Annotated in this window: 18 protein-coding genes; 11 read left to right on the forward strand and 7 right to left on the reverse strand. The window is 72.4% G+C overall.

The features are described 5' to 3' along the window. Positions 1-20: 20 nt before the first annotated feature. The gene (locus tag AB5J56_RS37375; RefSeq protein WP_369239594.1) at positions 21-455 is read right to left on the reverse strand and encodes a hypothetical protein; all 435 of its coding nucleotides are present in this window, start codon (positions 453-455) and stop codon (positions 21-23) included. Between the two features lie 267 nt (positions 456-722). Between AB5J56_RS37375 and AB5J56_RS37380 the strand changes: the two genes are divergently transcribed. The 4 genes from AB5J56_RS37380 to fxsA all read left to right on the forward strand — a co-directional run bounded on the left by AB5J56_RS37380 (position 723) and on the right by fxsA (position 4,897). Next, on the forward strand, positions 723-1,163 hold the full coding sequence (locus AB5J56_RS37380) for an Lrp/AsnC family transcriptional regulator (RefSeq protein WP_369239596.1): 441 nt from the start codon (positions 723-725) through the stop codon (positions 1,161-1,163). 124 nt (positions 1,164-1,287) lie between these two features. Next, positions 1,288-2,910 carry an amidohydrolase gene (locus AB5J56_RS37385; RefSeq protein WP_369239598.1) on the forward strand — a complete coding sequence of 541 codons (1,623 nt, stop codon included), beginning with the start codon at positions 1,288-1,290 and terminating at the stop codon, positions 2,908-2,910. Positions 2,911-3,446: 536 nt separating this feature from the next. Next, complete coding sequence (locus AB5J56_RS37390) at positions 3,447-4,241, forward strand: polyprenol monophosphomannose synthase (protein ID WP_369239600.1); 795 nt, start codon at positions 3,447-3,449, stop codon at positions 4,239-4,241. A 116-nt stretch (positions 4,242-4,357) separates the two neighbouring features. Further along, complete coding sequence (gene fxsA / locus AB5J56_RS37395; RefSeq protein WP_369239602.1) at positions 4,358-4,897, forward strand: FxsA family membrane protein; 540 nt, start codon at positions 4,358-4,360, stop codon at positions 4,895-4,897. A gap of 101 nt (positions 4,898-4,998) precedes the next feature. Here fxsA and AB5J56_RS37400 read toward each other — a convergent pair whose 3' ends face one another. The 4 genes from AB5J56_RS37400 to AB5J56_RS37415 form a co-directional block, all read right to left on the reverse strand. Beyond that, positions 4,999-5,373: an RNA polymerase-binding protein RbpA gene (locus tag AB5J56_RS37400; protein WP_003977404.1), complete on the reverse strand. Its 375-nt coding sequence runs from the start codon at positions 5,371-5,373 to the stop codon at positions 4,999-5,001. Positions 5,374-5,628: 255 nt separating this feature from the next. After that, positions 5,629-6,993, reverse strand: coding sequence for an MFS transporter (locus AB5J56_RS37405; RefSeq protein WP_369239604.1), 1,365 nt, complete (start codon positions 6,991-6,993; stop codon positions 5,629-5,631). A 64-nt stretch (positions 6,994-7,057) separates the two neighbouring features. Continuing rightward, complete coding sequence (locus tag AB5J56_RS37410) at positions 7,058-7,825, reverse strand: glycerophosphodiester phosphodiesterase (RefSeq protein ID WP_369239606.1); 768 nt, start codon at positions 7,823-7,825, stop codon at positions 7,058-7,060. Then, positions 7,822-8,511 carry a YitT family protein gene (locus tag AB5J56_RS37415; RefSeq protein ID WP_369239608.1) on the reverse strand — a complete coding sequence of 230 codons (690 nt, stop codon included), beginning with the start codon at positions 8,509-8,511 and terminating at the stop codon, positions 7,822-7,824. Before AB5J56_RS37415 ends, AB5J56_RS37410 begins: the two co-directional genes overlap by 4 nt. A gap of 64 nt (positions 8,512-8,575) precedes the next feature. On the opposite strand from AB5J56_RS37415, the gene AB5J56_RS37420 reads away from it, so the two are divergent. Further along, complete coding sequence (locus AB5J56_RS37420) at positions 8,576-10,075, forward strand: PLP-dependent aminotransferase family protein (protein WP_369239610.1); 1,500 nt, start codon at positions 8,576-8,578, stop codon at positions 10,073-10,075. A gap of 129 nt (positions 10,076-10,204) precedes the next feature. Continuing rightward, positions 10,205-11,449, forward strand: a complete 1,245-nt coding sequence (locus AB5J56_RS37425; protein ID WP_369239612.1) for an aminotransferase class I/II-fold pyridoxal phosphate-dependent enzyme — start codon at positions 10,205-10,207, stop codon at positions 11,447-11,449. On the opposite strand, the gene AB5J56_RS37430 is transcribed toward AB5J56_RS37425, so the two are convergent. After that, a complete protein-coding gene (locus tag AB5J56_RS37430; RefSeq protein ID WP_369239614.1) occupies positions 11,450-13,024 on the reverse strand; it encodes a hypothetical protein in 1,575 nt (524 codons plus the stop codon). A 37-nt stretch (positions 13,025-13,061) separates the two neighbouring features. After that, positions 13,062-13,256, reverse strand: a complete 195-nt coding sequence (locus AB5J56_RS37435) for a hypothetical protein (protein WP_356147615.1) — start codon at positions 13,254-13,256, stop codon at positions 13,062-13,064. Positions 13,257-13,570: 314 nt separating this feature from the next. On the opposite strand from AB5J56_RS37435, the gene AB5J56_RS37440 reads away from it, so the two are divergent. From AB5J56_RS37440 to AB5J56_RS37460, 5 genes are all read left to right on the forward strand, one after another. Further along, on the forward strand, positions 13,571-13,963 hold the full coding sequence (locus AB5J56_RS37440; protein WP_369239616.1) for an ankyrin repeat domain-containing protein: 393 nt from the start codon (positions 13,571-13,573) through the stop codon (positions 13,961-13,963). 301 nt (positions 13,964-14,264) lie between these two features. Continuing rightward, on the forward strand, positions 14,265-15,683 hold the full coding sequence (locus tag AB5J56_RS37445) for a HEAT repeat domain-containing protein (RefSeq protein ID WP_369239618.1): 1,419 nt from the start codon (positions 14,265-14,267) through the stop codon (positions 15,681-15,683). 139 nt (positions 15,684-15,822) lie between these two features. Continuing rightward, a complete protein-coding gene (locus AB5J56_RS37450) occupies positions 15,823-16,947 on the forward strand; it encodes a glycosyltransferase family 4 protein (protein WP_369239620.1) in 1,125 nt (374 codons plus the stop codon). After that, positions 16,944-18,098, forward strand: coding sequence for a glycosyltransferase (locus tag AB5J56_RS37455; RefSeq protein ID WP_369239622.1), 1,155 nt, complete (start codon positions 16,944-16,946; stop codon positions 18,096-18,098). The genes AB5J56_RS37450 and AB5J56_RS37455 overlap by 4 nt, the downstream gene beginning before the upstream one ends. Then, a complete protein-coding gene (locus AB5J56_RS37460; RefSeq protein ID WP_369239624.1) occupies positions 18,095-18,949 on the forward strand; it encodes an SGNH/GDSL hydrolase family protein in 855 nt (284 codons plus the stop codon). Before AB5J56_RS37455 ends, AB5J56_RS37460 begins: the two co-directional genes overlap by 4 nt. Positions 18,950-18,952: the final 3 nt, after the last annotated feature.

The following is an 18,952-nucleotide window of genomic DNA, read 5'->3' on the forward strand; positions in this document are numbered from 1 at the left end:
CGGGTTGCCCGCGAGGCGACTCAGGCGGCCTGGCCTCGCATCTCGGGGACCCGCATCGGGCGCGAACCCGGACCGCCGACATGCGAGAACGGCTGCGTCCGCCAGTCCAGGCCCTGAGGCAGCGTCAACAGGAGGGCGGTGTGCTGCTCCTGAGGCTTTGCCGACTCGTCGGCGGGGCGGGCGTCGGCCGCCCCGCGACCCGTACCGGCGCAGACCGTGAGGCCGAACGGGTTCCACGGCGAGGCGCACAGCGCGTGCTCCGGAAGGACTTCCTCGTCCGCCAGGAGCGCGATCGGCTGCGAGCAGTCCGGGCAGATCACCCGGTACATCTCGAAGGTGTCGTACGCGTCGAACTCCTCACCGTCGGCGTCCGGTTCGACGCCCTCCGGCTCGGGCTCGACCACCGGCTGCTGCCGCTTGGGCGCAGTACGACCAGGGCGCTTAAGACTCTGCATGGGATTCTCCCCCTCGGGCTGGGCCGAAAAGGCGCTGCGGCCTCGACCACAGCAAGCACTTCCCGTCCCGTCTCTGCGGTAATCACGAGAACATCACGGACCCGGTTCCAGCTATGTGGCGTTCGTCACATGCCACTCGCAGATGCCCGGCCCGGCGGATATGTCCCCGCGCGGCGCACAGGCCGCTCTCAGCCACATCACGAACAGGGTATGACCTGCGTGGCTCAGGTATCCGCCAGGATCAAGGGACCTGTAGGTTCTTGCGCCATGGAGGAGCTCGACCGACAGATCGTGCAGTTGCTCGTCGCCGATGGGCGGATGAGTTACACAGACCTGGGCAAGGCCACGGGCCTGTCCACGTCGGCCGTGCACCAGCGAGTGCGCCGCCTGGAGCAGCGCGGAGTCATCCGCGGCTATGCCGCGGTCGTGGACCCCGAGTCCGTCGGGCTGCCCCTGACCGCGTTCATCTCGGTGAAACCGTTCGACCCCAGCGCCCCGGACGACATCGCGGAGCGCCTTGCCGACGTCCCCGAGATCGAGGCCTGCCACAGCGTCGCGGGCGACGAGAACTACATCCTCAAGGTTCGCGTGGCCACCCCGCACGAACTCGAGGAGCTCCTGGCCCGCCTGCGCTCCCTGGCGGGCGTGTCGACCCGTACGACGGTGGTCCTGTCGACGCCGTACGAGGCACGACCGCCGCGCGTCTGAGCCGGGTCTGCTGTGGGCAGGCGTTCCGCAGGGCGGAGCGGGTGGGCACAGCAGACAGCGCCGGGCTCGTTCCTGAGATGCCCCAGGTGCAGCGCGGGAGGGCGAGGGCGCGAGACTAGTGCCCATGAGTGAGAGCACCGCCAGTCGCAGAGACCATCGCACCGTGCTGCTGCGCGGTGGAGAAGTCCACAGCCCCGCCGACCCCTTCGCCACCGCGATGGTTGTCGAACGAGGGCAGGTCGCCTGGGTCGGCTCCGAAGGCGCCGCCGACGCCTTCGCGGACGGCGTCGACACGGTCGTGGACCTCGAAGGCGCGCTGGTCACCCCGGCGTTCACCGACGCCCACGTGCACACCACCGCCACCGGCCTCGCCCTCACCGGCCTCGACCTGTCCGACGCCCCCTCCCTGGAGGCGGCCCTCACCCGCGTACGCGACTTCGCCGCCGCGCGCCCCGGCGACCGGGTCCTGCTCGGTCACGGCTGGGACGCGGCCCGCTGGCCCGGTGGCCGCCCGCCGACGCGCGCCGAACTCGACGAGGCCACCGGCGGACGTCCGCTCTACCTCTCCCGTATCGACGTGCACTCGGCGGTCGTCACCACGGCGCTCCTCGATCTCGTCCCCGGGGCCAGGGGCTACGAGGACGGCCCCTTGACCAGCGACGCCCACCACGCCGTACGGGCCACCGCGCTGGGCGCCGTCACCGCCACCCAGCGCACCGAGGCCCAGCGCGCCGCGCTCGCCCGCGCCGCCTCGCTCGGCATCGGCTCGGTCCACGAGTGCGCGGGCCCGGACATCTCCTCCGAGGACGACCTCACGGGGCTCTTGCGGCTCGCCGCCGAGGAGCCCGGGCCCCGCGTGGTCGGCTACTGGGCCGAGTGGGGCGAGGAAGGCATCGAAAGGGCCCGCGCGCTGGGCGCGATCGGCGCGGCCGGCGACCTCTTCGCCGACGGCGCCATCGGCTCGCACACCGCGTGCCTGCACGGGCCGTACGCCGACGCCGACCACACGGGCACCGCCTACCTGGACGCCGCCGCTGTCGCCGCCCATGTCGCCGCGTGCACCGAGGCGGGCCTCCAGGCGGGCTTCCACGCCATCGGGGACGCCGCCGTGACCGCGGTGGTCGAGGGCATGCGCGCCGCCGCCGAGAAGGTCGGCCTGGCCCGCGTCCGCGCCGCCCGGCACCGAATCGAGCACGCCGAGATGCTCACCCCCGAGACCATCGCCGCCTTCGCCGAACTCGGCCTCACCGCCTCCGTCCAGCCCGCCTTCGACGCGCTGTGGGGCGGCGAGGAGGGCATGTACGCCGAGCGCCTGGGCGCGGAGCGGGCCCGCACGCTCAACCCGTTCGCGGCCCTGCTTCGCGCGGGCGTCCCGCTCGCCTTCGGCTCCGACAGCCCGGTCACGCCGCTGGACCCGTGGGGCACCGTCCGCGCCGCTGCCTTCCACCGCACGCCCGAGCACCGGGTGTCCGTGCGCGCCGCGTTCACCGCGCATACGCGCGGCGGATGGCGTGCGGTCGGACGGGACGACGCGGGTGTCCTGGTGCCGGGCGCGCCCGCCGACTACGCCGTGTGGCGCACCGACGAGCTCGTCGTGCAGGCCCCCGACGACCGGGTCGCGCGCTGGTCCACCGACCCCCGCTCCGGCACCCCCGGGCTGCCGGATCTGACGCCCGGGGGCGACCTGCCCGTCTGCCTGCGCACCGTCGTCGGCGGCCGCACGGTATTCGTACGGCCGGACGAGTGATGTCCGGGGGTGGCGGGGCCCCCATCCGTGCCGGCAGCCGCGTCGCGCGACCTGCGTATCCTCCGCGCTGACCAGGCGATTGAGGGAAAAGCCGCAGGTCAAACGACTGTTGACAGCTGGCCGCAACGGGCCGGTAGGTTCTGGCGGGTCCACCACCGGACGTCCGACCGGGGAACTTCCGAGCACTCGCCGAAGCGCCGCTGGGTCAGGGGTGGTGTGCCGCACCGGCGCACCACACTGGGAGCCAGGCCCAGCGCACGCGCCAGGCGAGGGAACGTTCAGTCAGTCGGCTTGGTGTGACCCGGGTGGGGCCCGGACGTCCAGTAGACAACGGCTTTAGGTCGACCCGCAGCCAGCGGGTCCCAGGTCGGCCCGAAGGGCGCCGGGCCCCGATCCGCAGCACGCGTGCTCCGACCCGGAGACGCGCTCTTACCCGCCTCTAGGCGAATCGACACCCCCGTACTAACGCGCCGACGCGGAAGCACAGGTAACGGCCACTATGGTGGACCCCTGCGTACGGACATGAAGGGGCAGTAGTGAACGACGGCGACGGGACCCTCGCGGCAGAGGCCCAGGGGAGACGGTTCGGCCCGCTCGGCACGGCCTTGGTGATCATCCCGACCTACAACGAGGCGGAGAACATCAAGAAGATCGTCGCCCGGGTGCGGACCTCCGTGCCCGACGCGCACGTTCTCGTGGCCGACGACAACAGCCCCGACGGCACGGGCAAGCTCGCCGACGAGCTGGCCGCCGAGGACGACCAGGTCCAGGTGCTGCACCGCAAAGGCAAGGAAGGCCTGGGTGCCGCCTACCTCGCGGGCTTCCGCTGGGGCATGGACAACGGCTACGGCGTGCTCATCGAGATGGACGCCGACGGCTCCCATCAGCCCGAGGAGCTGCCCCGGCTGCTGACCGCCCTGAAGGGCGCCGACCTGGTTCTCGGCTCGCGCTGGGTGCCGGGCGGGCGGGTCGTGAACTGGCCCAAGTCCCGCGAGTTCATCTCCCGTGGCGGCAGCCTCTACTCCCGCGTCCTGCTCGACGTTCCGATCCGCGACGTCACGGGCGGCTACCGCGCCTTCCGCCGCGAGACCCTCGAAGGCCTCGGCCTCGCCGAGGTCGCCTCCCAGGGGTACTGCTTCCAGGTCGACCTGGCCCGCCGCGCCGTCCGGGCCGGCTTCCACGTCGTCGAGGTGCCGATCACCTTCGTCGAGCGGGAGCTGGGCGACTCCAAGATGAGCCGCGACATCCTCGTCGAGGCCCTGTGGCGGGTCACCACGTGGGGCGTGGGAGAGCGGGTCGGCAAGGTCCTCGGCCGCGGCAAGCGGTCGTAGCCGCAGGGCCTGGCAGACGCAGTCGTACGGCCTCACAGCCGCGGTCGTACGACTCCGCAGGCGCTGTTGATCATTCCCTTATCCCGCGCTGAGCTGTGCCCAGGCACACTGGATGCATGACGACTGGCGCACCGACCCCCACCTACCCCGCCCGGCCGCGGCGTTCCCGGCTGCGCACCTTCCTGCCGCTCGGCATCGCCGCATGGCTCGTGCTGGAGATCTGGCTGCTCACCGTGGTGGCGAGCGCCGCCGGCGGGTTCACCGTCTTCCTGCTGCTGGTCGCCGGGTTCGTGCTCGGCTCTGTGGTCATCAAGCGGGCCGGGCGCCGGGCCTTCCGCAACCTGAGCGAGACGCTGCAACAGCAGCAGAGCGGCATGACACCCCCCGCCGGTCGCGGCAACGGCAACGGGCTGATGATGCTCGGCGGTCTGCTCCTGATGCTCCCGGGCCTGATCTCCGACGCCCTGGGGCTTCTCCTGCTCGTCCCGCCGGTCCAGAAGACCCTGAGCGCCTACGCCGAGCGCACGATCGACCGCAAGATGCGTGCGGCGGCTGAGGGCAGCCTGGGCGACGCCTACCAGCAGTCCCGCATCCACCGCCCCGACGGCAAGATCGTCCAGGGCGAGGTCATCAGGGACGAGAAGGACGGCTTCTAGCCCGGGACCCGGGCGCATTTGGACGCACGAAACCGCAGGCACCGTACTTGGCGTACGGTGCCTGCGGTTTCGTGCACTATGCCGCCCAACCCCCGGAGGGATTACGCGGACTTGCGGCTGTCCCGCGGATGCACCGCAATGTTCATCGCGCCGGAGCGGAGAACCGCCAGACGCTCTTCGAGGACCTCTTCGAGCTCCTCGCGGGTGCGCCGCTCCATCAGCATGTCCCAATGCGTACGCGCGGGCTTGGCCTTCTTTTCCTCAGGGCCGTCGCCGTCCACGAGGAGTGCCTGGGCCCCGCAGACCTTGCACTCCCACTCCGGCGGAATTTCGGCCTCCACCGAGAAGGGCATCTCAAACCGGTGCCCCTTCTCGCATGCGTACTCCACGGCCTGGCGCGGAGCCAGGTCGATGCCGCGGTCCGTCTCATAGCTGGTCACTACGAGGCGTGTGCCGCGAAGAGCTCGCTCACTCATGAATCGTGCCTCCCGGGCTTGTCGCCCACAGGACAGGTGTCGCTGTCGTCGTCATCCGGTCAACGTCCGGTCGGCGGTAAAGATTCCCGTTCCGGGTCATGCGTCGCCGTCGTAGCCGCCCCTTGTTGTACCCACCTGCGCCCGGTTTGTCACATCTGACAGTAGATGTCACCCAGCGTTTCGCCATCTTTGACGCGCAGTAACGGTACGCCTGGCAGGCCAAACGCGTACACTACCGGCCTTTGGCCTCTGGCGCTAAATCCTGTCGGGTACGGGATTGCCCGCGTCGCGCACCGCCCGGGCCACCGGCACCCTCGCGAGCAGCACGAATCCGATGACGAAGAAGGCCACGAGCGAGATGATCGCGTCCCGATAACTTCCCGTCAGCTGGTAGGTCAGACCGAACAGAAGCGGGCCCAGCCAGCTCATACCGCGGTCGCTCATCTCGTACGCAGAGAAGTACTCGGCCTCCTTGCCGGGCGGCACGAGATGCGAGAACAGGGAGCGGGACAGAGCCTGGCTGCCGCCGAGGACCAGACCGATCCCGGAGGCGAGCACGAAGAACCAGACGGGCGCGCCCGCCGGCAGGAAGTACCCGGCGCCGAGTGTCACGGTCCAGGCGACCAGTGAGCCGAGGATGGTGCGCTTCGCGCCGTAGGTGCGGGCCAGCCGTCCCATGCCGAGGGCGCCGGCCACCGCGAGCACCTGCACCAGCAGCACGGCGGCGATCAGGGTGGACTGGCTGAGGCCCAGTTCCTCCGAGCCGTACACCGAGGCCTGCGAGATCACCGTCTGGATGCCGTCGTTGTAGACGAGGTAGGCGAGCAGGAAGGAGAGGGTGAGGGGCTTGCCGCGCATGTCCCGCACGGTGGCCGCCAGCTGCCGCCAGCCGTGCCCGGACGGCGCCGCCCCGGCGGTCGGGGCCGGGCGGCGGTCGCGCAGCCGCTTGAGCGGGATCAGGGTGAAGGCTCCCCACCAGATGCCCGCCGAGGCCAGGCAGATGCGGACGGCCGTCGACTCGGAGACACCGAAGGTGTCATGGGCCGTGAACAGGACCAGGTTCGCGACCAGCACCAGGGACCCCGCCGCGTAGCCGAAGGCCCAGCCGCGGGAGGAGACCGCGTCGCGCTCCTCGGGAGGGGCGATCTGCGGAAGGTAGGAGTTGTAGAGCACCATCGACACGGCCACCGACGCGTTGGCGACGATCAGCAGCAGGCCGCCGAGCAGATAGCGGTCGCCGTCCAGGAAGAACATGCCCGTGGTGGCCGCTGCGCCCACGTAGGCGGCGGCCGCGAGCAGTGGCTTCTTGCGGCCCGTGCGGTCGGCGGCAGCGCCCGCGATCGGCATCACGAAGATCGACAGGATGACGGACGCGGAGACCGAGTACGCGAAGAAGGCCCCGGCGCGCAGCGGGATCCCCAGAGGATGCACGAAGCCGTCGGCGTCGGCCGCCGACTTGGCGACCGAGGTCAGATAGGGGCCCAGGAACACGGTCAGCACACTCGTCGAGTAGACGGAGCACGCCCAGTCGTAGAAGTACCAGCCGCGTTGTTCGCGCCGTCGTTCGGCGGCCGCAGCCGCCTCTTCGGCTTCCTGTGCCCGCACGGTGTCGGTGCTCACCCGTGCTCCTCGCTTCCCCGTGAACGGACCGCGCGAGGGGCCTTTCGAGGGGTCCTTCGGGGACTCAGGCCCAGGTGCCCCGGTCCTCCAGGACCTTGCGCAGCGTGTCGATGTGATCGGTCATGATGCCATCGACACCCAGGTCCAGGAGCCGGTGCATGCGTTGCGGTTCGTTCACGGTCCACACGTGCACCTGCAGCCCGCGCGCGTGGGCGGCGCGCACGAAGCGGTGATCGACCACGGGGATCCCCGACTGGGACTCGGGCACCTGGGCGGCGACGGCCGAGCGGCGCAGCGATGCAGGGATGCCGTACGAGAGCAGGCGCAGGCCCAGGATGCCCCGGGTGCCGTAGGAGGTGGCCAGGCGGGGGCCGGCCAGACGCTGGGCGCGGGCGACGCGCGGCTCGGAGAACGAGCCGACGCACACGCGGTCCCAGGCGCCCGTGCGCTCGAGCAGCTCCAGCAGCGGGCGCAGCGCGGGCTCGGCCTTGACGTCGACATTCCAGCGCGCCTCGGGGAAGGTCTCCAGGAGCTCCTCGAAGAGCGGGACCGGTTCCTTGCCCGCCACGCGCGCGTGGCTCACGTCCTGCCAGGAGAGGTCCCCTATCCGGCCCGCACCGTCCGTCATCCGGTCCAGGGTCGAGTCGTGGAAGGCGACGAGCCGGCCGTCGGCCGTGGCGTGCACGTCCGTCTCCAGATAGCGGTAGCCCGCCTCGACCGCACGCCGGAACTGGGTCACGGTGTTCTCGAGGCCGTCCGCGGCGCCGCCCCGGTGGGCGAAGGCGATCGGGCCGGGATGGTCGAGGTAGGGGTGGCGTATCGGCGTGGTCACGGACGCAGTATCGCGCGCTCCGGTTGACCGGCGGCAACCACCGAGCTGCCGCCCGATGCCGACGGGACGGCGAACACCCGCAGGAACACCTGGGCCAGCGGGCCGATGGACAGCGCGTACAGGACGGTGCCGATGCCGATGGTGCCGCCGAGCGCGAAGCCGCTGACCACGACCGCCACCTCGATTCCCGTCCGCATCAGCCGGATCGAGCGGCCGGTACGGCGGTGCAGTCCCGTCATGAGGCCGTCGCGCGGGCCCGGGCCGAAGCTGGCGGAGATGTAGAGGCCGGTGGCCGCGCCGTTCAGGACGATGCCGGCCACCAGCAGCGGGACGCGGATCAGCAGACCGTGGGCGTCGGGGACCAGGGTGAGGGTGCCGTCCATGGCGATGCCGACCACGAAGACGTTGGAGACCGTGCCGAGGCCCGGGCGCTGGCGCAGCGGGATCCACAGCAGCAGCACCGCGGCGCCCACGAAGATCGACACCACCCCGATCGTCATGCCGGTCAGCTTCGCGAGGCCCTGGTGGAGCACGTTCCAGGGCTCCAGGCCGAGGCCCGCCTCCACGAGGAGCGCGGAACTCGCGCCGAACAGCGCCAGGCCGACGTACAGCTGGATCAACCGTCGCGCGAAACGGCTCTGTGTGGACAAGAAGTGCCCCCCTGTGGTCGCAGTGGCCTGATGCATGACACTCTGTGGCTTGGAAAGAGAAGCCATCCATGGCCAATTCGGGGAAGGTGGACTGGTAGACATGGCGCAGTGGACTTCGGCGGTGGGGGCGGCGCAGCTCGCCCGGTTGCTCACCTCCCAGCAGGAGCGGCCCGCCGGACCCGGCACGCGCCGCCCGCCCGCCTACCGCGCGCTCGCCGACGGCGTCCGGCTGCTCGTGCTGGAGGGCCGGGTGCCGGTCGCCGCCCGGCTGCCCGCCGAGCGGGAACTCGCCCTGTCGCTGTCCGTGAGCCGTACGACGGTCGCCGCCGCCTACGAGGCGCTGCGCGCCGAAGGCTTCCTGGAGTCCCGCCGGGGCGCGGGCAGCTGGACCGCCGTGCCCGCCGGGAACCCGCTGCCCGCGCGCGGCCTGGAGCCGCTGCCGCCCGAGGCCCTCGGCTCCATGATCGACCTCGGCTGCGCGGCGCTCCCCGCGCCCGAGCCATGGCTCACCCGCGCCGTCCAGGGCGCCCTGGAGGAACTGCCGCCGTACGCGCACACGCACGGCGACTACCCGGCCGGGCTGCCCGCCCTGCGCGCCACGCTCGCCGACCGGTACACCGCGCGCGGCATTCCGACGATGCCCGAGCAGATCATGGTGACGACCGGCGCGATGGGCGCGATCGACGCGATCTGCCACCTCTTCGCCGGGCGCGGTGAACGCATCGCCGTCGAGTCGCCCTCGTACGCCAACATCCTGCAGCTGATGCGGGAGGCGGGGGCCCGGCTGGTGCCCGTCGCCATGGCCGAGGGGCTCGCCGGCTGGGACATGGACCGCTGGCGGCAGGTGCTGCGCGATGCGGCGCCGCGGCTCGCGTACGTCGTCGCCGACTTCCACAACCCCACGGGGGCGCTCGCCGACGAGGACCAGCGGCGGCAGCTCGTCGACGCGGCCCGGTCGGCGGGCACCGTGCTCGTCGTCGACGAGACCATGAGTGAGCTGCACCTCGACGAGGGCCTGGAGATGCCGCGGCCCGTGTGCGGCTTCGACCCCGCCGGGTCGACCGTCATCACCGTCGGCTCCGCGAGCAAGGCGTTCTGGGCCGGGATGCGGATCGGGTGGGTGCGGGCGGCTCCGGATGTCATCCGGAGCCTGGTCGCCGCGCGGGCGTACGCCGATCTGGGGACACCCGTGCTGGAGCAGCTGGGCGTGAACTGGCTGCTCAGCACCGGGGGCTGGGAGCAGGCCGTGGACATCCGGCGGGGGCAGGCCCGGGAGAACCGGGACGCGCTCGTCGCCGCGGTGCGGCGGGAGCTGCCGTCCTGGGAGTTCTCGGTGCCGGGGGGTGGGCTCACGTTGTGGGTGCGGACCGGGGGGCTCTCGGGGTCTCGGCTGGCCGAGGTGGGGGAGCGGGTCGGGGTGCGGGTGCCGTCCGGTCCCCGCTTCGGCGTGGACGGTGCTTTTGAGGGGTATGTGCGGTTGCCGTTCACTGTGGGGGGTGCGGTGGCCGAGGAGGCGGCGATTCGGCTGGCTGCGGCGGCGCGGCTGGTCGAGGACGGGGTCAGTGGCGCTTCTGAGGACCCCCGGACCTTTGTGGCTTAGCTGGTGGGGCGCCTGACCGTCGGGAGCACGGCCCCTGCCGTATGTGGGCGGGTGCCGGTCTGGGGGCGCTGCCGTCTCGGATGTCGGGGCGGCGTCCGCGGGGTGTCGGGGCGGGGCTAGCGTGGGGGCATGACCACTGCACCTGTCGACGTCGATCGTGCCCGTAGTGACTATGCGGCGCTTGTCGGACGCGGCCTCTCGCTGGACATCACCCGTGGCAAGCCGTCTCCTCGGCAGTTGGATCTTGCCAATGAGTTGCTGGCTCTGCCCGGTGACGTGCGTGTAGCCGAAGACGGTACCGATGTGCGCAACTACGGGGGGCTGAAGGGGCTGCCTGAGCTTCGGCGGATCTTTGCCGGGGCGTTGCAGGTGCCTCTCGAGCAGTTGCTGGCCGCCGGGAATTCGAGTCTGGAGCTGATGCACGATGTGGTGGTGCAGGCGCTGCTGAGCCGGGTTCCCGGGAGTGAGCGGCGGTGGGCCGACGAGCCGCGTATCGCGTTTCTGTGCCCGGTGCCGGGGTACGACCGGCACTTCGCGCTGACCGAGCGCTTCGGGATCGAGATGATCCAGGTGCCGATGACCGACGAGGGTCCGGACATGGACGTCGTCGAGCGGCTCGTCGCCGAGGACGCCGGGATCAAGGGCATCTGGTGCGTGCCCAAGTACAGCAACCCCAGTGGTGTCACCTATGGGGACGAGGTCGTGCGGCGGCTGGCCGCCATGAGCACCGCCGCGCCCGACTTCCGGGTCTTCTGGGACAACGCCTATGCCGTGCACCACCTGACGGAGGTGGAGACGCCGCTCGCCGACTTCCTCGCCCTGTGCGCCGAGCACGGCCATCCGGACCGGGCGCTCGTGTTCGGGTCCACCTCGAAGATCACCCTGGCGGGCAGCGGGGTCGGGTTCCTCGGTGCGTCCGAGGCGAACATCGCGTGGTGGCTCGGGGTGGTGGCCAAGCGGACGATCGGGCCGGACAAGGTCAATCAGTTGCGGCATGCCTTCTTCCTGAAGGATGAGGCCGGCGTTCGTGCACATATGCGGCGGCACGCGGAGATCATCGGGCCGAAGTTCGCCGCTGTGGAGCGGATTCTCGGGGAGGAACTGGGGGGTTCCGGGCTCGCTTCCTGGACGAAGCCGGTGGGTGGGTACTTCATTTCGCTGACCGTGCCGGAGGGGACGGCGAAGGCAGTGGTGCGGCTGGCCAAGGACGCCGGGATCGCGCTCACCCCGGCGGGGGCCACCCATCCGCACGGGGACGACCCGGCCGACGCGATCATTCGGATCGCGCCGACCTATCCGGAACTCGCCGAGGTCGAGGAAGCCATCCGCGGGCTGGCCGTGTGCGTCCGGCTGGCCGCCGCGCAGCGGGCCTGATCAGCCCTCGACGACCGCTGCCTCCGCGGGGACCGGCTCGGCGGGAACCGGCTCCGCGTCCGCCGGAGTCGTGCGGCCCGGCAGCAGGTCCAGGACCGCACGGCGGTGGGTGTCGCTCGTCGCGTCGTCGTACGGGTCCGGCGTGGCCGGAACCTGGAGACGGAGCACCGGGCCGGTGCCCAGGCGGGCGTAGCCGCGGCCGGGCGGCACGTCCTTGGTGGGGGTCGTGTGCGGCGGGGCGCCCAGGACCGCTTCGAGCCGGTCGGGCGACGCCGGGCCCAGAACGACCCGGGCGCGCGTGTGCTGGCGTACGGCGTCGTTGAGGGCGTCCAGGGTGTCGAAGTGCTCGGCCACCGCGACCGTCACGTTCGCCGCGCGGCCGTGCCGCAGCGGCACCTGGAGCAGGGACTGCGGGTCCGGGTGGCCGTCGGCGGCGGCGACATGGCCCAGGGCGCTCGGGCGGTCCAGCAGGATCCACAGGGGGCGCTTGGTGTCGTCGGGCGCCGGGTGGCCCGCCTGTCGGGCGCGGTTCGCGGCGATCAGACGGCGTTCCGTCTCGTGGGCGGCCCACTCCAGGCTCGCCAGTGCCCCGGTCAGACCGCACTCGACGGCCAGCACGCCGTCGCGGCCGGTCAGGCACGCGTACTCGCCGGTGCCGCCGCCCTCGACGATCAGGACATCGCCGTGGCGCAGGGCCTGGAGCGCGACGGAGCGCAGCAGCGTGCTCGTGCCGCTGCCCGGTTCGCCCGCGACCAGGAGGTGGGGCTCCGTGGAGCGGACGCCCGTGCGCCACACGACCGGGGGGACGTCGCGCTGCTCCTCGCCGTGGGTGAGGGGGAGCGTGCGCTGGACGTCCGTCGGGTCGGTGAAGCCGAGGACCGTCTCGCCCGGTGCCGTGACGAAGTGCTGGGCGGCGATGTCGGTGGGGAGCGGTGGCAGGACGGTGACCGCGAGCTGGTTGCCCTCCTCGTCCCACTCGAAGTGGTACTCGCGGCCGCGGCCCGCCTTGGCGTGCAGCAGCTGCTCGATGCGGGCGCGGCAGTCCGCCTCGCCGTCCGTGAAGTAGGCCGGGTAGCGGACGAGGAGGCGGGACACGCGCCCGGTGTCGTCGAAGTCGTACGCCGGGAACGCCTTCTCCCACTCCCCGCCGTGGGCGTAGAGCGGAGCGGGGTCCTCGGCGGCCGAGAAGTACGGGACCAGGGCCTCGTACAGCGACTGGAGGCGCTGGACCTGCGATTCGTCGGGGCCCTCGGGCGCGGGCTCGGTGCGGTCCCGGCCCGCCCAGGCTGCCGCCGCCATCAGAGCGATGACGGCGAGCAGCGGTCCGTACGGCACCAGGGCCACGACCAGGATCACCGAGGCCACCAGGAACAGCAGCGGCCCGCGCCGGTCCTTGGGAGTGGCGGCCCATCTGCGCCGCCCGGCGGCTGCCAGCCGGCGCAGTCCACGAGTGATCGTGATCAGTGGGTGGAGGACGTCGGTGGCGCTGTCGGCTGCCGTCCGGGCCAGCTCCCGGCTTCGGGCGATCTGGGCGGTGCCGTTGCTCAGGATGCGGGGGAGGGGGCGCCGGGCCACTGCTGTCTCCTGGAGGTGCGTGCGATGGGGACGAGGGTCAGAACTTGATCCCGCCGAGGAGGCTTGCCAGGCTCGCCCCGCCGGCCGTGATGCTCGGGGCGATGGCGGTGCCCGCGAGATAGAAGCCGAAGAGTGCGCAGACCATGGCGTGCGAGGCCTTGAGGCCGTCCTTGCGGAAGAAGAGGAAGACGATGATGCCGAGCAGGACGACGCCTGAGATGGACAGGATCATTTGAGCTCTCCTGGTTGAAGGGGGACAGTCACCATGAGTTCTTCCAGGCTCACAGGATGTATCCATACGATAAAAGGTGCAAGTGGGTGAATTTCGTCGTTTTTCACCCACATGGTGGAGCTGTTTCGGGCCGCCTGAGCAGGTCTTTTGTGGCCCCTGTCGCTTGTGGGACCCGTGCTGATCCTTGCCTCGGGCGGGTCCCGTCATGTGCTGCCGAAGCCAGTACGCTGGCGATTCACCCGTACGGCCGCACCGCTCGCTGCCGTACGCTCACGCAGTCCCCGTTGCAGTCGTAGTGAGAGGCGGTCCGGCCGATGAGCGAAGCCCCCGACCCGGAGGTCGTGGAGCTGGCGACCAAGATCTTCGATCTGGCCCGCCGGGGCGAGACCGAGGCGTTGGTGGCCTACGTCGACGCGGGCGTTCCGGCCAACCTCACCAACGACCGCGGCGACTCGCTCCTGATGCTCGCCGCCTATCACGGCCATGCCGAGGCGGTGCGTGCCCTCCTGGAGCGCGGCGCCGAGGCGGACCGGATCAACGACCGGGGCCAGACCCCGCTCGCCGGAGCCGTGTTCAAGGGCGAGGAAGCGGTCATCCGCGCCCTTCTGGAGGCGGGCGCCGACCCGGCCTCGGGTACGCCCTCGGCGGTCGACACGGCGCGGATGTTCGGCAAGGCAGAACTGCTCGAATTGTTCGGCGCACACTGACTCGAACGCCCTGACCAGGCGAAACGCAGAAAATGGGGGAGGCGGAACGGGGCCGCCGGAAATACGGTCGCGGCAGGAAGAACTGCCGAGTCATCATGACGTCGTGATTCACGGACGCGATGGCTGGGCAAGTGTTGCCGCACCGCGCGGGCCGTGATGCGGCCCGTATGGGCCACCGACGAGAGGCAGAGGAAGATGGTCTACAGCAAGCAGGAAACGGCGGGCGCCCCGACGTGTTGTCACGCGGCCAGGTAAAGCACGATCCCCGGTTGCGTCGACGCTTGATGTGAGGCTGTTTCCCATGTTCGATCCGGTCATAGCGCCCAGCGGTACGCTGCTCGGCCTGCTCCAGAGGGGCCGCGGTGACGGCACGCTGCACGCACTCACCGCCCCGCGCGCAGAAGCGCTCGCGGCGCTGAACCACTGTGTGCTGCGCGACCCCCGCCACGACTGGCAGGTGGAGAACCGCTCCCTGTACTACGCCCGTCTCTACCTCGATCTGAGCGGTGAGCTCGACGAGATCGAGCGGCACCTCTTCGACGCCGAGGACATCCTCGACACGTGCGAGTCCCGCACCGGGCTCGCCCTCGCGGTCCTCGGGCACCTCGCCTCGTACGGCAGGCGGGACGCCCTCGAACTGCTGCGGCGCTACGCCGCCTCGGGCACCGGCTGGGCGTGGGCCCTCGACGAGCTGGCCCTGCGCGACGACGACGCGGGCCTGCGCGCCCTCGCTGAGCCCGTGCTGGCCCGTTTCCCCGCCGACGCGGAGGGCGAGGCCGAACTCGCCGCGACCGTGCGCGACGCCTTCGAGCCCCGGCCCTGGCGGCTGTGGGCCGAGGATCCGCGGGCCGCCGTGGGCGGGCGCGTGCGTGCCGCCCAGGAGACCGGCTCCTTCGACCGCTGGCAACGCCAGATGCGACCGTCCGGGCCCCGTCCCGGCTGGAGCGTGCAGGCCGTCTTCGAGTGGGCCCAGCAGGGCATCGAACGCGGAGCCGCGCTCCATGTACCGGCCGCCCGCTGTCTCGCGGCCGTCGCGGGCCCGGAGAACCGGGCCGAGATCGTCGAGGCCGCACGGTCCGGCGACGACGGCGCTCGCTGCACCGCCCTGCGCTATCTCGCCGACAACAACGATCCGGACGCCCTCGACCTGATCGAGGGCGCGGTGGCCGACGGCTCGACGGCCGCTGTCGATGCCGCGGTGGATGCCTTCGAACGGATGCGCAGTGTCGCCGCCGTGGACCGGGCGCGAAGTTGGGCGCACCGGCCGGACGCGCTCGGCACCGCCGCCGGACGGATGCTCGCCTGCCGGGGCGGCGCACAGGACAGCGAGCTGGTCCTCGGCGCCCTGCGGGAGGCGATCCGCGGCGAAGGCCCCGACGCGCCGACCCTGTGGACTCTCGTCGACGGCACCGGACGGCTCGGCATCGGCTGCGCGGCGCCCGTGCTGCGCCATATCTACCGCGAGACGGCGTCCTCCCATCTGCGGGGCCGCGCCGCCCGCGCCCTCGCCGCCACCGACCCCTCCTTCCCCGCCGGCTTCGCCGTCGAATGCCTGTGGGACTGCGAGGAGTCCACCCGCGAGGTCGCCGCGCGGCACGCCGAGACCGGTGACACGCGCGTCGTCGACCAGCTCCGCCGGCTGGCCACGGACCCGGCCGAGGAGGCGGAGGTCCAGACAGCCGTCCGCAGCCGGATGGGGCCCGACATGCCCGCCATATGAACGTGCGGTGACCCGGGGGGCCGCCGGACGTGGACGCCGCCCGACCTGCTCGGGTGTGCCGCGCAACGCTCATGGGACGTTCCTCGTCCGGAAAGATCGACGTTGACGTGGCCACGTCCGGCACGGCGACAACACGGGTATGCGTGTCGTCATCGTGACCGAGTCCTTTCCCCCCGATGTGAACGGCGTGGCCCACTGCGCGCTCCAGACCGCCCGGCACCTCGTCGATCGCGGTCACTCTCCCCTCGTCGTCGCCCCCGCCACCGCCGCGGGGCACGGGCCCGACGCCCTCGCGCCGTGCCCCGTCGTCCGTGTCCCCTCCCTCCCGCTCCCCGGCTACCCCCAGGTCCGCGTCGCCCTCCCCAGCCGGCGCGTCGCCGCGGCGATCACCGAACACCGCGCCGACCTCGTCCACCTGGCCAGCCCCTTCGTCCTCGGCGTCCGCGGCATGGCGGCCGCCGCCCGGCTCGGCATCCCCGCCGTGGCCGTCTACCAGACCGACCTCGCCGGATACGCCCGTACGTACATGGGTGCGGGCGAGGCCACCGCCTGGCGGCGCATCCGCTCCGTGCACGCCGCCGCCGACCGCACCCTCGCCCCGTCCAGCGCGGCCCTGCACGACCTGGAGGCACACGGTGTGCCCCGGGTGCGGCTGTGGCCGCGCGGTGTGGACACCGTCCGCTTCCGCCCCGACCGCCGGGACGAGGCACTGCGCCGTGAACTCGCCCCGAACGGCGAGCTGATCGTCGGCTATGTCGGCCGGCTCGCCCCCGAGAAACAGGTCGAACTGCTCGCCGCCGCCTGCGCGCTGGACGGCGTACGCGTGGTCATAGTGGGCGACGGCCCCAGCGAGACCTCCCTGCGCGAGACGCTCCCCGGCGCGGTCTTCCTCGGCCGCCGCACCGGCGACGAACTCGCCCGGATCTTCGCCTCGTTGGACGTCTTCGCGCACACCGGCCCGTTCGAGACCTTCTGCCAGACCGTGCAGGAGGCCATGGCCAGCGGTGTACCGGTCGTCGCGCCCGCGGCGGGCGGACCGCTGGACCTGGTGGCCCACGGGCGCACCGGGCTGCTGGTGCCGCCGGGCGACGCCGACGCCGTGCGCGACGCGGTGTGGTCCCTGCTCGCCGATCCCGGCCTGCGGACCGCCTACGGCGCCGCCGGGCGCGCCACCGTCGAGGGCCGCACCTGGGCGGCCGTCGGCGACCAGCTCATCGGGCACTACGCCGACGTCCTCTCGTCGCGGACGGCGGTGGCGGCATGAGCCTCAGGATCGTACGGCTCGCCAACTTCGTCGCCCCCACGTCGGGCGGACTGCGCACCGCCCTGCGGGAACTGGGCACCGGCTACCGGAAGGCCGGGCACGAGCCGGTCCTCGTGATCCCCGGAGAACGAGCCACCGACCAGGACACCGAGCAGGGACGGGTGATCACCCTGCCCGGGCCGCTGCTGCCCGGCACCGGCGGCTATCGCGTCCTCACCGGCAAGCGTCACATCGCCGCCCTCCTTGAGTCGCTCGCCCCCGACCGGCTGGAGGTCTGCGACCGGACCACCCTGCGCTGGACCGGCGTGTGGGCGCGCCGGGCCCGGGTGCCCGCGGTGATGGTCTCCCATGAGACCGCCGACGGCGTGCTCCGCACCTGGGGGCTCTCCGAGGGCATGGCACGGCGGACCGCCGACGCCCTCAACGTCCGTACGGCACACACCTACGCGCGCGTGGTGTGCACCACGGAGTTCGCCGAGCGCGAGTTCGTGCGGATCGGTGCCCGCAACGTCGTACGGGCCCCGCTGGGCGTCGACCTGACGGGACGGCACCCCACGCTGCGCGATCCCGATGTCCGCGCCCGGTACGCGCGCGTGGACGAGGCGTTGCTCGTGATGTGCTCCCGGCTGTCCGTGGAGAAGCGGCCGGGCACGGCGCTCGACGCGCTGGAGGCGCTGCTGCGGCGCGGCCGGCGCGCGGTGCTCGTCGTCGCCGGCGACGGCCCGCTGCGGGCCCGCCTCGAACAGCGGGCCCGGGAACGGCGGCTGCCCGTGACCTTCCTCGGCCATGTCGGCGACCGCGACGCGCTCGGCGCGCTCCAGGCCTCGGCCGACGTGTGCCTGGCCCCCGGTCCCGCCGAGACGTTCGGGCTCGCCGCCCTGGAGGCGATGGCCTGCGGCACGCCCGTGGTGGCCAGCGCGTCGTCCGCTCTGCCGGAGGTCGTCGGGTCCGCCGGGGCCACCGCTGCCGACAGTGGGGAGTCCTTCGCGGACGCGGTACGGCTCCTGCTCGGGCGACCCGAGAGCGTGCGCAGGGAGGCGGCACGCGCGCGTGCCGAGTGTTTCGGCTGGGACGCCTCGGTGGCGGCGTTCCTCGCCGCGCACGACGCGGAGGTCCCGCTGCGGACCCGGCTGCAGGAGGGCGTCGGATGAGACCCCTCCGGTTCGTGGCGCTCGGGGACTCGCTGACCGAGGGGGTGGGCGACCCCGTCGACGAGAACTGGCGCGGGTGGGCCGCGCTGCTCGCCGCCGGACTCGCGCCCGAGGACGCGCCCGTGGAGTTCACCAACCTCGCGGTGAGCGGAGCCCAGTCCCGGGACGTGCTGGAACGGCAGACCCCGGCCGGGCTGGCGCTGCTGCCGGACCTGGTGTCCGTCGTCATCGGCGTCAACGACACCTTGCGGTGCACCTTCGACATCCATGCCGTGGCCGCCCGGCTCGACCAGGTGTACGCGGCGTTCACGGCACAGGGCGCGGTGCTCCTCACCGCCTGTCTGCCCGATCCCGGCGCGATGCTGGGGCTGCCCGGCGCGCTGGCCCGGCCGCTCGCCCGGCGGCAGCGGGCCGTCAACACGGTCGTTCACGCCCTGTCCGAGCGGTACGGCGCGGTGCACCTGCACGCGGCGGAGGGCGCCTGGCTGACCGACCGTGCCATGTGGAGCGCGGACCGGCTGCATCCCGGGGAGCGGGGGCACCGGCAGCTCGCCGTCCGCTTCCACGCCCTGCTCGCCGAGGCGGGCCTCGCCACCGGCCCGGCGCCCTCCGCCGAGCCCGAGTTCCCCGTCCCCTCCCGGTCGGCGAGCCTGTGGTGGCTGGCCACCGCCGGCACGGGCTGGGTCGCCCGGCGCTGCACCGACCTGCTCCCGCAGCTGCTCACCCTGGCCGCCGACGAGGTGCGCCACCGTGCCCGCGGCACCAGCGCCCGCCTCGACCTGACCGCCTCCCACGCGGTCGCGTCGGCGCTGGCCGCACTCTCGGTGGCGGAGCGGCCGGATGCGGCATGAGGG

This window comes from Streptomyces sp. R21 (assembly GCF_041051975.1).
In the GTDB taxonomy this organism is placed as follows: domain Bacteria; phylum Actinomycetota; class Actinomycetes; order Streptomycetales; family Streptomycetaceae; genus Streptomyces.